Annotated in this window: 11 protein-coding genes; all 11 read right to left on the reverse strand. The window is 43.9% G+C overall.

All coding sequences use genetic code 11. The features are described from left to right. Nucleotides 1-9: 9 nt before the first annotated feature. The 11 genes from ACTS60_RS11580 to ACTS60_RS11630 all read right to left on the reverse strand — a co-directional run bounded on the left by ACTS60_RS11580 (nucleotide 10) and on the right by ACTS60_RS11630 (nucleotide 16,213). Nucleotides 10-468 (reverse strand): hypothetical protein, encoded by a 459-nt coding sequence (locus ACTS60_RS11580; protein ID WP_440888358.1) that lies wholly within the window; start codon nucleotides 466-468, stop codon nucleotides 10-12. Nucleotides 469-559: 91 nt separating this feature from the next. Then, complete coding sequence (locus tag ACTS60_RS11585) at nucleotides 560-1,939, reverse strand: restriction endonuclease subunit S (protein ID WP_440888359.1); 1,380 nt, start codon at nucleotides 1,937-1,939, stop codon at nucleotides 560-562. Further along, entirely contained in the window at nucleotides 1,939-3,525 is a 1,587-nt protein-coding gene (locus ACTS60_RS11590; RefSeq protein WP_440888360.1) for an N-6 DNA methylase, read from the reverse strand. The genes ACTS60_RS11585 and ACTS60_RS11590 overlap by 1 nt, the downstream gene beginning before the upstream one ends. An 89-nt stretch (nucleotides 3,526-3,614) precedes the next feature. Beyond that, complete coding sequence (gene hsdR, locus ACTS60_RS11595) at nucleotides 3,615-7,163, reverse strand: type I restriction-modification system endonuclease (protein WP_440888361.1); 3,549 nt, start codon at nucleotides 7,161-7,163, stop codon at nucleotides 3,615-3,617. Nucleotides 7,164-7,195: 32 nt separating this feature from the next. Then, nucleotides 7,196-8,320 (reverse strand): CRISPR-associated ring nuclease Csm6, encoded by a 1,125-nt coding sequence (gene csm6, locus ACTS60_RS11600; RefSeq protein WP_440888362.1) that lies wholly within the window; start codon nucleotides 8,318-8,320, stop codon nucleotides 7,196-7,198. A 165-nt stretch (nucleotides 8,321-8,485) separates the two neighbouring features. Then, nucleotides 8,486-10,831 carry an EH signature domain-containing protein gene (locus tag ACTS60_RS11605; RefSeq protein WP_440888363.1) on the reverse strand — a complete coding sequence of 782 codons (2,346 nt, stop codon included), beginning with the start codon at nucleotides 10,829-10,831 and terminating at the stop codon, nucleotides 8,486-8,488. Then, on the reverse strand, nucleotides 10,821-11,480 hold the full coding sequence (locus ACTS60_RS11610) for an OmpA/MotB family protein (protein WP_440888364.1): 660 nt from the start codon (nucleotides 11,478-11,480) through the stop codon (nucleotides 10,821-10,823). Before ACTS60_RS11610 ends, ACTS60_RS11605 begins: the two co-directional genes overlap by 11 nt. Continuing rightward, entirely contained in the window at nucleotides 11,480-14,068 is a 2,589-nt protein-coding gene (locus ACTS60_RS11615; RefSeq protein WP_440888365.1) for a hypothetical protein, read from the reverse strand. The genes ACTS60_RS11610 and ACTS60_RS11615 overlap by 1 nt, the downstream gene beginning before the upstream one ends. Before the next feature lie 12 nt (nucleotides 14,069-14,080). Then, nucleotides 14,081-14,419, reverse strand: a complete 339-nt coding sequence (locus ACTS60_RS11620; protein WP_122067667.1) for a hypothetical protein — start codon at nucleotides 14,417-14,419, stop codon at nucleotides 14,081-14,083. A gap of 4 nt (nucleotides 14,420-14,423) precedes the next feature. Next, nucleotides 14,424-15,509 (reverse strand): HNH endonuclease, encoded by a 1,086-nt coding sequence (locus tag ACTS60_RS11625; RefSeq protein ID WP_440888366.1) that lies wholly within the window; start codon nucleotides 15,507-15,509, stop codon nucleotides 14,424-14,426. Beyond that, nucleotides 15,506-16,213, reverse strand: a complete 708-nt coding sequence (locus ACTS60_RS11630; protein ID WP_152164368.1) for an OmpA family protein — start codon at nucleotides 16,211-16,213, stop codon at nucleotides 15,506-15,508. Before ACTS60_RS11630 ends, ACTS60_RS11625 begins: the two co-directional genes overlap by 4 nt. Nucleotide 16,214 lies beyond the last annotated feature (1 nt).

Genomic DNA, 16,214 nt, shown 5'->3' on the forward strand with positions numbered 1-16,214 from the left:
ATGGAAATCTCAGTACTTCAATGGTGTATAAATTTCGTCTTTCTGCATCGACTTAATATTAATAAAAGGATTAGTGGTAGAAAACTTAAAGTCCAATGCAATCAAAACCGCGTTGGAATACGCATGTTTATCCGAAATTTTATATTCGACCTTCACTTCTTCTTTCGTCGTTATGAGCGTTAACCTTACTACCTTATCCATAGGCTCAATGATTAGTCGGCTTAGAACCTGCCCCCCATAAGATGCGCATTGATCTTTCCTATCGACAAATATCGCTTTCTCACACAACTTTGGGAATGCAATTACTCCATGCTTTAAACACCACTTAAAGCCTAATCGCCTAATGACACTATGAAACTCTGCTTTTTTCCTTTTATAGCACAGCTCTTTTTTAGATGGTTTCCTCGGCTCGTCTGCGGGCATCCAGTATACTGTGCCTGCCCCAAACACATCTTCCCAGTCGCTCATTCTCTATCACCTATAAATAACCGTTGCATACGACGCCGTCAAAAAAGGGGCTTTCGCCCCTTTATTAAAACAACAAAGTTAAGCTTAAACGTTATGCGCTTTTGGCTGCTTTCTTTCTTGCCGTCTCTGCCTTTTTAGCAGCCTTAGCAAGCGCTTCTGCTTCCTTACGCGCCTGTGCGATGCGCTCTAGCAGCTTGTCAGCTGGCTCATCGTTTGGATCTTGCGCCACCAGCTCACCACGAAAGGCTTTGGCGAGGATGCTTTGGGTCAGCTTATCCACCCGCGCCTGTGCTTTTTTCACCTGCGCTTCGATGGTGTCAGCGAAAGCGAAGTACTGGTCGACTAGACGAACGATTTCTTTTTGTTCTTCGATAAATGGCCACAAAAGAGAGAGTTGCTTGAACTTAGTCTGTGTTAAGTTCATACCACTATCAGAAATACCTGTTTTCATCTTTTCAATTTCACCAAGATAGAATGGCGAATTGAGAACATAAACCAAATATTTGCTAAGACCGTAAGACTCTTTAACACGATAACGATAAACCTTGTCACAAATCATCAGATGTGAGCGAGTTTCACTAACGTAAGCTGTAACGCCACAGCGGACTCTTGGGCCAGCTCTTGTAGTTAATATGTCGCCAGCTAACAGTTCATGTTCTGCTCGTGCTTCTAGACTTTGAGGGAGCGCCTTATTTTCATATTCTATAAACGAAATATTTTGAACCGAGCTAGTTTTAATTACACCCCAAGCCCCCTCTTCTGCTGGAACATTTTCACATTTAGGGCTCCAACCTTGTCCAATCTTGGTAATTACATCACCTAATTTCTTTTGTTCAGGCGGATTGATCTCGTTGGCTATTCTCCACTCTTCCGTCAACTTACCCGACACCGCAGAAGCGAGTACCGATTGGCGGAAGCGTTTAAGTAACGCAGGGATGCCATCTAAGCGGGCTTTGATGGTGTCGACCTGTGCCAATACCTCATCCAGTTTTTCAACAATGCGTTTTTGTTCAGCTAGTGGGGCTAGAGGAAATTCTAAAGCGTTGATGACTTCAAGCCTAACCCCTTTGACTGTAGTACCTGTACCCAACGACTCAATTTTCAATCCTTGAGAACGGTACCAATATTCGAAGTAATAATCGTCTACTTCTCTGTTGACGAACAAGGCTTTCAAGTCTTGGTTAATCGCAGAATCAAAACTTGCTCGGACTATTTTCCCTAAACTCATGCGAGTGGCTATAATCGGCGTTCCAGCAGGAATAACATTGGTACTACTATTATCAATAGCTTCTTGGGTAATATGATCAATTGTGTCAGTAAGATACGACTTGTTCATATCCTTCACGGTCATCCAAGGGATATCACCTTCATAGTAAGATGGAACCGATTTACTCGGTGTCCCTCCTCCTACAATCTTGTCTACTACTCCATTTAAGAGAGTTCCTCTCCAACCCTTCGGCAATTCACTCATCACTCTGCCTCCGGCTTTTCAGCCAAACCAAAGGCTTCTGCCACAAGCTGTTTTTGCCCCTCGGCAACATCATCTGCGCCCAGTGCTTGCATCAGTTGGTAAATCTCTGCCATCGCCTCAGTCAACTCTGCCATGGCTTCGCCTGCCAGTAACTCTGGCGCAGGCAGGTTTTCTGCGCTGGTCGCTTCTAGGTCTTTTAGCCATGAAATATCTAGGCTATCGCCTTTTTGATCACGAATGTATTCGCGGCTGAACTTACGCCATCTAGAGTTCTCTAAAGTGTGCGTAACAGAGTCTTCCCCTTCAGCAAAGATGTTGCCGAGAGTTTCATAAACCCCTTCTTCACGAGCTGATTGACCGTTTGCATCGCTGCCATACGCTTTCACAAAGGCATCAAAGTGCTTTTCAGTCAGTGGGCGACGTTTACCAAAGGTGTTCATGTTGGTACGCATATCGAATACCCATGTATCGACGGTGCAGCCTTTGTCTTGGTTCGGGTTCTCTGGCGTGCCTTTTTGGAAGAACAGCACGTTAGTTTTTACCCCAGCGGCGTAGAAGATGCCGGTTGGCAAACGCAAAATGGTGTGTAGGTTACATTTGTCCATCAAATCACGACGGATGTCAGTGCCCTTTCCACCTTCAAACAAGACGTTGTCTGGGATCACCACGGCAGCACGACCGCCCGGCTCTAGGGCATCATAAATGTGCTGCATAAAACACAGCTGTTTGTTGCCCGTTGGGTGGACAAAGGTACGGGTGATGTTGGTGCTGGCGGCGCTACCAAACGGGGGATTGGTTAAGATCACATTGGCTTTGGGTAGGTTTTCACCTGCGCTGCCGAGGGTATTACCTAAACGGATCGCCCCTTCGTTGTCATCGCCTTCAATGTCATGCAATAAGCAGTTCATCAATGCTAAACGGCGCGTCTCTGGTACTAGCTCTAAGCCAACAAAGGCTTTTTTCATTTGAAAGGTTTGGTCATCATCGCTCAAATCTTCTAAATCGTTGGTGTTTGCTTTGATGTATTTATCCGCTTCAATCAAAAAGCCTGCTGTACCTGCCGCTGGGTCTTGAATGATTTCGCGTGGCTGTGGCTGCATCACTTTGATGATGGTGCTGATAAGCGAGCGCGGCGTAAAGTATTGACCTGCGCCAGATTTGGTTTCGTTAGCGTTCTTTTGTAATAAGCCTTCGTACATGTCTCCGAAGTCATCGCGGCTTTTTCCTGCATCGCCGTCGTACCAATCTAGGCTATCCATATTGGCAACCAGTTCAGTCAACTGTGCGGGCTGAGTAATGGTGGTATTGACGTTTTGGAAAATCGCACGAACAATCGCGTGTTCATCTGCGCCAAGCTGTACCAACATATTGCGGTAGAACTGGTGCTGATCTTGGCCGACTTTGGCTTTCAACTTCGACCAACGAAAATCAGCTGGTAGCAGTTCGTCTTCTTGCCCTGTCTCTTCACACATTTTTAGAAACAGTAAAGACGCCAACTCATTAACGTAGTTTTGGTAAGACACCCCGCCATCGCGCAGGTTGTCACACAGTTTCCAAAGTTTGGCGACCAGATCGTTATTGTTCATTTGATTCTCTTAACTAATGTTCCGTTCCTGCTGCACATCTTCAACCGCAGCAGGAAATCATGGATAAGGATTAGGGGTATTGTAATGGGCTAGGCGCGCTCATCCCACATATATTCGTTGAACTCAGCGAGTATGGTGTCTAATTCATCATTAAACACGTTCATAAGCTTACGTTTTCCGCCTTTGCGCTTGTAGTTACCGGTTTTAAAGGTGTCATCATCCAGCACGACTTTTTCTTTAATTGAGCTGGCTAAGCGTTCTAACCAACTAACTTGCTCTTCATTCCATTCATTGGCTTTAAGAATACGCGCCAGTGCGAGATCAACCCGTTGTTCAAACGGCATGAGCGCATCACCAATCGAGGCGCGGCGAATATGACCAATGAGCTTGGCGGCAATGTCTTGGTTTTTTGCAACGTTCCACGCATGGCGCAAGGTTGAATCGTTGTAGTTTTGTGCATCAAACCATTCTTGAAGCTCAATCAACCCTTTGCGGGTTAAATCCCTTGGGCGGTTAACAATGATATCCAGCGCTTCTTGTTGGTTGACAGATACATCCACCAGCTTATCAAACGCTTCTAAGAAATCTTCTGCGCTATCATGATCACCCCATACTTGGCTGACCCCAGTGACGGCATCTGGCAAATCGGTAAAAATCGGCATGTCACGCAGCGCATTGATCTCGGTTTTCAATTGCTCAAGGCGGCTAATGAGGTTGGTGGCGTTATTAAACACTTCTGCCGACCATTTTGGCCCTTTCTCTTTGAGCTTTTTAGCTAAACCTAAGAAATTACACCCTGCTGTTTCGGTGCAGATCTCATCAAAGCGTTTGATGTGCGCTTCAATGTCTTTGGATTTGTCACGATTAAACTGAGCATGACCAATGATGCGTTGCAGCTTGGCCACCAATTGTTCATGGCTATGCTCGGCAAAACTGCGCCCGTCTGCTTCGATGGTTTTGTAAGTTTCTGAATCAGTGATTTCATTGACCAGCGTTTGCAAATCCACACTTGGGCGCACCACAACAGGGCGCATGGTGTCGACACTTTGCAGGGTTGAGTACAAATCCACGGCATCGAAAATACGGAAAGACGTTTTGCCGACTTCTGGGCAAAGCCGCGTCGCGCGCCCTTTCATTTGCTCGTACAAAATACGGCTGCGTACTTTGCGCATAAACACCAGGTTACAGATGCTCGGAATGTCGATGCCCGTGGTAAGCAAATCAACGGTGACCACGATGTTGGGTAAGCGCTCTTTCTTAAAGCGCGTGATCATTGATTGGACTTTGGTGGCGTCTTTGTCTGAATCGCCAGTGATTTTGATGATCGCATCGTGTTCTAGCTGAGGATATTTGGCTTTAAACGCGGTGCGTAACTCTTCCACCACCATGTCGGCGTGCGTATTGTTAACGCAAAAGACCAAGGTTTTTTGTGGGCTGGTTGGGTCAATCGCGAAATCTTTATTGTTCGCCAGCTCTTCACACACCACTTTGTTGAAGTTAGATGCGATCAGCGCACGGTTGAAATCGGCGACTTCAAAGCCTTGTTCGTCAACTAAGGTATCGTTAACCAGTTCGCCTTGGTTAGATAAGCGTTGAACTTCAGCACCTTGTGAAAGGTAAACGCCACCTTCGCTCAACTGAGTCACAATACGGATTGGCGGCTCTTGATCAGTCAGGTAGCCATCAATCACGGCTTTACGATAACTGTAGCGATACACTGGCTGTTTTTTCTCACCACCGAAGATATCAATGGTGTGCAGCGCGGGTGTGGCAGTTAATGCCACTTTTACCGCGTCAAAGTGGTCGATAATACGACGATAGGAAGAGATAAAATCCAGTTCGTTACGGAACTTCTCTTCCCCTTCGGTCTGCTCTTTATCAAGAATGTAACCACGGTGCGCTTCATCAACGATGATACAGTCATAGCGACCGACTGGCATCACCTCATCACTTTGTAAGGTGCGCTTCACCAATGATTGTACCGTTGCGACGTGAATCTTGGTGCTGTCTTCTGGGAAGCGGTCAGTTAGCCCTTTAACGTTAAAGATGCTATTAAAGGTATCGCCTTTGATGTTAGTGTCTTCAAACGAATCTAACGCTTGCTTACCTAACGAGGTTCTATCGACCAAAAATAGGATGCGTTTAAAGCGTTGAGATTGGATCAAACGGTACATCAAAGCAATCGCTGTGCGGGTTTTGCCTGTTCCGGTTGCCATGGCTAGTAAGATATCTTGCTGACCAGACACAATGGCTTTTTCAACCGCTTGAACCGCTTCTTCTTGATAGTAACGTAACCCAAGGTCACTCATATCTGCATTGTCACTAAACCAACGGTTATTGAGTTGGTTGTCGCTTTCTAGCTTGGCAATCAGTTCTTCTGGGCGATGCCATTCTGTTAGCGCTTTGGCCATGTTGGTTTGGTGGCGAACATCGCGGCACCAGATACCGCTTTTGGTTTTCACCGCCGCGCGATAGTCACGTCCATTCGCCGAGTAACAAAACGGAATTTTATATGGCGTAGATGACGATGAATCCGACCATGTCGGCACATAAGCAGGTAGTGATTCAGCAATTAAGTCTAATGACTGCGGATCATTAGCCGCATCTTGCAATTCACTGCGTAGAAAATCATGATCAAAGCATTGGCTATAGCGGTAGGCTTCGCTCAGTTTAGCGGCGACATCTTTATTGGCTTTTTTGGCTTCAATTACGCCGATAGGTTTGAGACCAACAAACAGAACGTAGTCTGCATACCCTAGCTTTCCAGTTTCATCTTTTCCTGTTGGCCATTCCGCAATCGCCATATTACGACCGATTTGTGGGCGAGTACCTTTTGAGAACTTTAGGTTTTCGCTGTCTGCATCCCAACCCGCTTTGCACAGTTGGCGATCAATCAGGTAGCGGGTTTCGCTTTCGCTCAGATCTAGCGTTCGTGAAGCAGCTTGATCAAGCATTTGCTTCTTATAGGCTTTGCGTTCAACTTCGGTTTTCTTCGCAAGCTTTGCGTCTTTTTCTTTTAGCTGCGCTTCTAGCGCTTCAATGCGCTGCTGTGTTTGCTCTTGGGTTTCATCCTTGTTGCTCTCAAGGATGGAGATATAACCTGTTAACGCTATGAGCTTGGCATTTTGCGCCGCGACTTCTGCTTTGGTTTGCGTTTCAGTTTGATATGCTGAAGCAAGCTGCGCTTTTAGCGACAGGATTTCTTGTTCAAACTTGTCGCTATTTTCCGAGCTTGGCAATACAAAAACTGGCACTGCAAATTCATAGTCTTTAGTAACTAGACGGTAGTACCAAACCGCAATACGAAATGCCAAGCGCAGACACATAGCGGCATCTTCAAGGTCGTTATGGTATTCATGCACTGCTTGGTTGCCAATTTGACGCAACTGGTGGAAGACTTTGAGAATATTGTCATCGACAAACGGAACTTTGGCTAATTCATGTAGCAAATCATGCTGATTATCTGGCGCTTCAATATCCAGTATTTTCGCAAGATGTTTCGCGGTTGATTCGCCGAAAACACGCACCTTGAACAAGGTCGTGTTGGGATCATCCGGGTAGTTCTTTTCTGCCGCTCGTGCGATAGAAAATAAGAAGTCGTTAACGCCTTTTAGAAACTCAAAATTGGACGTTGCCATTCGCTGCTCCGTTTGCATACAAATTCTGACCATTAAACTAACGTTACCAAACCGTCACTGTCCGCCAGCGTGATACTGTAGTGCTGATCGTTTCCTACTGCTCTGGATTGTATTTCCAGTTTATCGGCAGTTTGAGTTGGTAGGGCTTTTCTAAGCTTACTATTTATGGTTGAGCACACGGGTTGAAGAAAACTTCGCTCCATGCCCTTTAATGATGTGTAGTCACCAATTTTAAAGTCTTCGGGCGTCGTGTTAAAGGTGTTGAATATACGCGGATCGGTCGCCACCTCACAATAATGAGTCAGAAAGCTAATACTGTGTTCAGTAACTTCTTCAAAGTAACGATCGACCAATAAACCAGTAGAGCCTTTATTCAACAACCAGACGTAAAATGCCATCTCTTTTGCCGTGAGTTTAATATCAATCCCTAGTGTTGAGATTAACTTAGCTGAGGTGTCAATCTCGACGTTGATCTGTTGTTTGTGCCCCGCATTGAGCATACCTACGGTTTGGCTGAATGAGAGATTAGCTAAAGACGCAATTAGGCTTGGTTCAATGGAGGCTCTCATACGCACAAATGGAATTTCCGCTAGCGTGACCGTCGCTTTGCTCAGATCAATCTCACCTTGTCCGTATTTGCCCGTTACCCACTTTGGCGCTTTGGTTGGGTACCAAAAGTCGCGCACAAACTCGTATTGATCATCAACAAAGACATGGCTTAGTGTGTCTTGTTCACGCCCGAACATGGACATGGCGTACCCAAAGTAAAATGCCATGGTTTTGCGCCCGCCCGCTAACGAAGCATGAATGCTGACATTTTCATCTTGAGTGAGTTCATAAACCTTGCGGGTGATGAAGTTCGCCATGGAGGTTTGGTCTTCTATTGACTTAGCATCATCAATGTATTCGCTCTGTTCGTCTTCAATCAGCCAAATGTGGCTTTGATCAAATTTGAAGTCTGGCAGTTGGTACTCTTCTTTGAGCGCATTTAAATGGCCATCTCGAAATAAGCCGTTGGTTAACGTTTCTTGGCTGCTCTGGGTGGTGATGACGTACACTTCTTCTGGAAATGGTCGTCCACTTTGATGAAGGGCGAACAAGGTTTCTGTCAGCACTTGCGGGCTTGCGCCCGTTGTCGATAAGAGGATGTTTTTCATAAAGTAAGCTGTAATGATCTTGGGAAAATTCTGATATAAATATATCGCTAGATAATTAACGCCACGTATCATGGCATCATTAATGTACTACCAACTTCATACATTTAAACAAGTTCCAACAAAAGATAAGTGAGAGGCATCATTCGCAGATGCCTCCAGATTGAGCTAAAACTTGATGATCTCTTTTGCTTTTTCATGCCCTCTACCGGCTGCAAAACTCATCAACGTTAAGCCCGACTGCCGTTCTTCCGCTGATTCACTTGCCTGCATTATTTCTGCTAAACGGTAAGTGGCATCTAAATCGCCCAAATTAGACAATGTACGAAGCCCAGCCACTAGCACAGCCCCACGCTGATAATCTTCTGCAAACTTAACCAAAGCGTTCACTTTCTCTTTCACATCTACGTTACTTTCGTGTAAATGTTCATAGATCTCAATGGCTTTAATTTGCTCTAATGTCGAGCCATTACTTAACGCAAGAGCAGCATTCATTAAGGCGTTGATGTCATCCTCTTGTTGCAACATAGCAGTAATTTCTTCGCGAACTTCACTGCTTTGAGACTTCGAGAGTAGCGTTACCAACGCGTCAAGTAAAACCTGTTTATCATCGGCATCTAACAGCAATTTCTTCGCTAGTTTTAGTCCTTGTTGCTGATCCCACTCTCGCACAGCGGCTAATGAAGTGAGACAAGATTCAAATTCACTTTTCTCTTCAAGCGAAATCGTCTCTTCGGGTTTTGGCGGTACATTCTCTACAAAAGGAATGCGGAATCGGGTTGCCGTTTCTCTTGCTTCGTGATGTGCGAAGCTGGCCGCTTTACCGATCCACTCTTCTCCCTGCTTTCTCATTGCTGGAGTGCTTCTTGAGCCAAGCAGTAAAGTTCTACCCAACTGCCACATCGCTTCAGGGTTACCATTGTCTGCAGCTTGTCGGATGAACATTTCATACTCATCATGATTCCCTAGCTGCTTCGCCATTAGAGCTTTCGCCAGATATACTCTGCTTTGTTTTTGAGTATCACCAAACTCACCGTATTTACCCGTTTTAAACTCAACGTTCCAGAACTGTTCTACCCAAGGAGCAAGTAAGGACTTTCGCTCTGTCATCATTTTTGGGTCTGGTGCGATCAATAATCCCTTAGTTTCAGTGTAACTGTTCACACTTGGAGGTAACCCCTTAAAATAAGGCTTACCTGTTGTAGGGGTGAGTTTAAACTTCATTCGCAACAACTTCTCACAGAAGTACTGCCATCCCACTAAGTGGTCATGTACTTCTTGCTGCGACAGACTGCGAATGTCATCAATTGAAAGCTCCCTACTATCAAACAAGCGCTTTAAGTTCCAATCCGTGGCATTGAAAAAACGTGTCTCACTCAACCCGCCTCTTAAAAACTCGACTACGATGAGTTTACTCAACTCAAAGATATACACTTCACTGTCCTGACTTTCCGATGGCGCAAGTTTATCAACGAACGGTGGTAAGCCATTATTAAACTGTGCGATGTAATGGAAACTGGACTCAGGGAGTAGCGCTCTAATACGTTTAAAATGCTTAGTATAGTTAGACCAAAACATTGTCCGACTGTGAATTTGGCGCCGCTTCTGCTCATCAAACCCTAACGCATCCTCGGTGTTGTCTTGAGAAAGTAGCCTTGAAATGCCATGCAACTCATAATAGTTTGATAAACCGAATTGATTTTTGAGTTTTTCCTTAGCTGCTTCACTTAACAGATACCAGTAGCAATCCTCATTAAAAGGCAAACAACGCTCTTCAATCATTTTTCCACATAGATAGGAATATGCACTTTTTGAAAAACGCAGGATAAAGCGTTCACAGAAAGCAATTCTATCTTTGGTTGTTTGTAAAGAGAGAAAACACTCATACAACCAATTATCGCTTTTCTCATTGTACGATTGAGGATCAATAACCGAGCATACTTCCTGCTGTATTTGACTCAGGTAGGTATTCGCTAGCGGCAGACGCAACCACTTCGTTTTATAATAAGGCGTTAGGTTTGCATTCCAGCAGATATTGGCCAACTCACGATGCTGTTGCGCTTGAAGAGATAATAGCCAGTCAATTTTTTCTGAGCACAATGCATCAAGCCCATTTTCCGTGCGCATAATGCTCATCGTCTCCAGTAATTTAGGGACGATACTACTAGACTTACCATCAATTGCTAATGCGACTTGAAAGAACGCGATATCACCCAAAACGGAGTTACAACAAATTGCCCTCCATATTGCACGGCAGGCATATAAGGATTGGTCATCCGTTAGTTCAGTCCATTGGTCTGTATTTTCTGTAACCTCTAACCACTCGAAGATTGAGATTTCATCCGCACGACCAGCATCCACTAAGTTAACGATCTGCAATAAGGTTTTCGGTGGAAAGCTAGGAAGGACAGTTGCACCTGTCCCAATATCAAAAAAGTCATCAAATGAATTTTTTTCAATACTCACTTTGCTTGGTAAAGATGGTTGAGCAAATGAAATAACGCTATTTTTCAACTTTCTCTACCTCTGAGAAGTTACCTAGGAATTCGTCATCTTTAAACTGGAAACGAAACTTTACCTTTCTATCAGACGCTTGCGCTATAGACTGATCTGCCTCAATAGGACCTCTTCCTGAAATTACCACTTTGTCAAAGAAACGATGCTTATTCTCAAAGCGCATTGAGTTTACAAAAGCAGTAACACTATTCGCTCGTAAGACGCTGAGTTCCATATTTCGATTGAAAGATCCTTCAGAGCTCGAGTGCCCCTCAATAACAATTCGGCTGACTTCATCTGCTGTTGCTTTTGATTGAAAAACTACATCTGAATAGATTGGTATAAATTTGTTCAGAAACTCTTTACCCGAAGGTTTTAACCTATAGTCATCCAAGTCAAAGAGAATCGAATCCGTAATAGAGATATCACCGGTATCAGGGTCGGCTTTGACCTCAATCCCTGCTGCATTTAACGCATCATTGATGCCTTTGATAATGACAACTCGAGTATTTTGGCTCTCTTCATATACTTCAGAAATTTGCACTAAAGCGCTGATAAGCAATAATGCAAATATCATAAGAAGCACGGACATTAAGTCCCCAACAGAAAGCCAAACGCCTGATTCCTCAACATCCGCCGTTTTTGGCGCTGTCCCCAAGCCACGCATTATGCGTTCACCTCGTCAGCTTCAAATTTACGGCGTAATACTTGTGAGTTAATTAGATAGCCAGCAGCCTGAGACAATTTATTGTGAATAGTACTTGCCGATTGGTCGAAGTCATTAAAGAATGTTTCAAAGCTTTCATTTGCGCGAGTGAAATATTCATCCATCGCTTTTGGCAAATTCTCAGTGATATCAGTGAATGTTGCCGATGCTTTTGCATACTCTTTTTTCAGCAACGCAATTTCTCGGCTCATTGTATGCGCGGCGTCTTGAAGTTCAGCCATTTTAGATGCTTCGTTCAAACCAATAGCTTTAGCAACACGTTCCAGAGTGCCAGCCGAAGCTTCCAGTTTCTCGTATTGTGCGGTGAGTTCTTGGAGTAAGTTATGTCTCGCTTTGTATTCACTTTCAAATACATTTCGGAAGTTGTCTACAACGTCATTCAAGCCATTTCGCTGCTTACTCAAACTATCTTCAAGTAGGTCGTTTTGCTGTTCAAAGTAACGAGTTAGGTTCTCTTGATACTGTAATCGGAATGCTTCGAGCTCACGCTGTACCGTTTCAGACATCGACTTCACTTTTGAATCAATGTCGCCTAGACCTTGCTGAAGTTCAGATTTTGCCGACTGCATAACACTACTTGCTTCATCGCCAACAAGTTTGATTGCTTCCGCCTGCTCTTGGAAAATAGCTTGTGAGTTTTGAACCAAACCAGTGATTCTGCTCTCCATTTCTCCAAATAAATGAGACTCTTCGTCACGACGCATTTGCACTGACACTTCAAAGTCTTTTTGAGCCTGATTCATTAAGTTAGATGCTGTTTCACCTGTTTGAGCCAACACAGAAGTTTGGCTCTCGAATGAAGTCGAGATTTCTGATAGCAAACCGTTAATACGGCCTGTTACATTTTCAAAGAGTACTTTTTCTGCACTTTGGCGTTCATCAAGTGCTGCTTCTAGCGAGTTTTTCATGCCCTCAAATGCACTTGAAGCTTTGTCTGCGCTTTGTTCGAAGGCAGATTGCTGATTCTCAATACCTTTAGCAGCGTTCTCAACAAGGTTAGATAGGCGACTTTCGACTTCAACAAACATCTTCGATTCTTCTTCTCGGCGTTGTTGCACTGACATTTCAAAGTCTTTTTGTGCCTGCGTCATCATTTGAGATGCTGTTTCACCTGTTTGAGCCAACACAGAAGTTTGGCTCTCGAATGAATTAGAAATATCCGATAGCAAATCGTTAATGCGATCGGTTACGTTTTCAAAGAGATCTTTTTCTGCGCTTTGGCGCTCATCGAGTGCTGCTTCTAGCGAATTTTTCATGCCTTCAAATGCACTCGCAGCTTTGTTTGCACTTTGTTCAAACGCTACTCGTTGAGAGTCCATACCTTGCGATGCATTATTCAGCATAGTGTTAACTTCTGATGCTATTGAGGTCATTGCACCCTGTGTATCCTCTTTGAAACTGGCTAGTATTCCCTTAAGTGACTCAGCAAATGATTGCAGTTTAAGCATCGTCTCTTTTTGGAACTCATTGATCGTATCAACCGTTTCCGAGGTACTGGTCACTACTCGTTCAATATTACTATTCAGTTGTGAGGTAATCTCGTTGCTGCTTGTTACTGCCGCACTGGTTTTACTTAGCTCTTCAACAACAGGGGCGATTAGTTCTGATTTCATTTCCTGGATCAAAAGCTCAACTAATTCTTTCTGCGATTGCTCTTTAATATCTTTGAGTGCGCTGAGTTCTTGCTTAATCTCTCCGAGCATTGGAGTCATACTTGTTTCGATTGACTCAGCTAGTGCTGTCGATATCTGCTTTGCAATAACTTCACCGTTGAATGAGGTCCCAAGTTGCGCAAGAGACTGACTTGTCGCCTCCATCTTCTCGCCCATCAACTCCACTGCTGACGCAGAGCGAAGTTGGGCTTCAAGAACCTCTTTTTGTCCCTCGTTGGACATGTTTTTCAGGTAATAGATCGGGCTCGCTTCAAAGTATTGAGAAGACAGCGTGCTGATTAACTCTTTCTGAGCCTTTGCTAATACGCTTGAAGATATTTTCATCCAAACCATAAATAGCGCTGAGGTACCTAAACCTGCAAGTGAGGTATAAAACGCCGTTTTCATCCCCTCTAACAATTCAGCAGCGGAAGCCAATAATGCTTTTGAGTCCCCGGCCATAGTAAACTCGCTTAGACCTAGCGTAATACCTAGGAATGTGCCAGTAATACCAATGCTCGTTAATAACGCAGGGATCAGCTTGTAACGAGAAGAATCGATTGAAGGGAGCATCTGTGAGATTGGTGATTTGGTTAACCATAAATCACCTTTTGTTTCAACGACAATACCATCTTGCGTCGGTGCATACACAAGGTGATCGGTTACCCAGACTAGCTGCTCTTTTTTCAAGCTTTTCGAATTGATAACGTTCGATGAAGCTTTTAATTTAATCTTGCCAAGCTCTTTGAGTTGAATTTTTGTTTTAATAACGGCCACGATCTCTCGGTAAGAGAAGAACAAGAATACCGCTGCAGTCGTTAAAATAATGGCATCTGTAACCCAGTCACCAGAAATGAAAGCCAAGTGGTCGTACATATAAAATCGCACCTATTTTTTTAGGAATTTAGTAATTTCTTGTTTCGTTAAAATTTCATCAGCAACACGAACAGGGAGGTGTTCGGCGTCATATCTTTCGAATCCATTGATAAGGATTGGCGTCTCCAACCGAACGCTATACATATCTTCGTCTTGAGTATCGCTATCTGTCGCTTTTAAAAGATAGGCGTCATGAGGAAACTCTCGAAGCAATGTTGCTTGTAATGATGATTTTGTGTGTCTGAGAGATTGAGTTGCAGCAAACTCATTGCCAAACTCTTCTCTTGAGAGCTTCCAAGCATGGTTGACTGAAATGATTCTCTCAATTATCTCTTCTAGCTTAACCTGCATTTATTTAGTGCCTTAAGTTATAAGCTTGTGATTTGTAATTTTCCAAAAAGTCATTAATACCCACGACCTGCCAACCATTACTGCTTGCATCTTCAATATCGTTCATTGATATTGCGACACCAAATTTGTGCTTCGGCCACGCAAGTTCAAGCCGTGCAGCTAACCCTCCGAAACTGTCTTCAACAAAATAGTTAATATCAGGGAGTTGCAGATACGCTTGTCGACAAGCATGCAATACGCCATGTACACCTGGATCTGAGTAATCAAACAACTCTTGCCACTCACCGAGGTCATCAAATAAACCTTGCTGTTTGCGCAAATCGTTAATTGTTTGACGTTCGCGATGGCTGAGAGCCATATGCTCATGCATGGGTTGTTTGCTGTGGCAGTCGATGCACAGTGCTCGAAGATTTGACGGCCTGTTATCTGATTTAACACCATTAACATGATGAACATGCAGAAGTGCTCGGTGAGAACGCATATTCACTTTACATTCTTCACACTCAAAGTTCTTTTCTACACGATAGTGGGAAGATATTTTTGACCAATCATCGCTGTAGCCACTCTCAGCGGTCTCAGCTCGTCGAGACGGCATGTGCGGGAAGAAAGAGCTATAGGTAGCAAAGAATTCCGCCATGTTAAAGTTCTGAACTACCGACGTTATGTTTGTTGTCGTATTACAACCTTTATAATTAAGCTTACGTAGACAGTTTTGACATACCTTTAGCCTCGCCTTTTTCTCTCCATAGGAGGTATCAACTAGGAATTCTCCTGATGTATTGTTTGTGACCACATAACGCTCAAATCTTCCACTTGCCCTCATACCTTGCAATGTTGAACAGTCAGAAACATGAAAACGAGCACTGGTTCCATTCGCTTTTATATAGAGCGTGACATGACGTCCTTTATAACTTAAAAGGCCTGATTCTATCTCTACATCCTTAAGCTCTACATCCTTCCCTTTCTCTAGTTCTGCCGTTATTTTATCGATATGAGTCTCGTGAAGTTTCAGAGTGAATTTACCACTTCTCTCTGGTTCCATAATTTCAATCGCACGCATCAGGGAATGAAGGTTAAGCGTTAGTTTCATTCCGCCCCCAAGATCTTCAATATCTGCTCTTCAGCGTTAGTAATTACACGGAAAGAGACTCGACGAGAACGTTTTTCGTCTTCTACACCGTCTTTAACAACTGCTTTAGATGAAGAATATCCTACTGCCGCTACGTTATTTTTTACCCAGCCATAATGTTGTGCCCGAACATCATCAAGCTTCATTACGTAGCCAAGTACTGCACGCGTCCGTGACTGTGATAAACGCATATTATTAAAGTAAGCCTCGTAATCGCTAGAATCGTGGTTCCAACGGCTAGATGTATGCCCTTCAATTTTGATTTCTTGAATAATCGGTTTGTATTGCTCTAGTACTTCCAGATAACGAGGAAAGAAATCATTCAAAATTACTTGAAATTGCTGAGTTAAGTTCGCCTTACCATTGCCGAACAATACTTCGGGCGCTGTAAAGTTGACACTCAATGTATCTCGATCAATTTCAGCGCCCCACGTATCAAGATCTTTAGCAAACTCTTCCAACAGCGCAATATAGATGGCCTGCTGGGTTTTCTGATAAGTTTCTGCGACTTCTTTTATTTTGTCACGCTCAACCATAGCATCACGCATTAGCGCAACAGAAATGAACAAGAACACCATCATCAGACCTGCCATTAGATCTGATACTGACATCCAATGTTCACCACCATCACCCGTAGATTTGGTTTTTCCGAATAGCTTTTCCATG

Origin of the sequence: Vibrio sp. WZ-1 (assembly GCF_052037695.1) — a bacterium.
GTDB lineage: Bacteria > Pseudomonadota > Gammaproteobacteria > Enterobacterales > Vibrionaceae > Vibrio.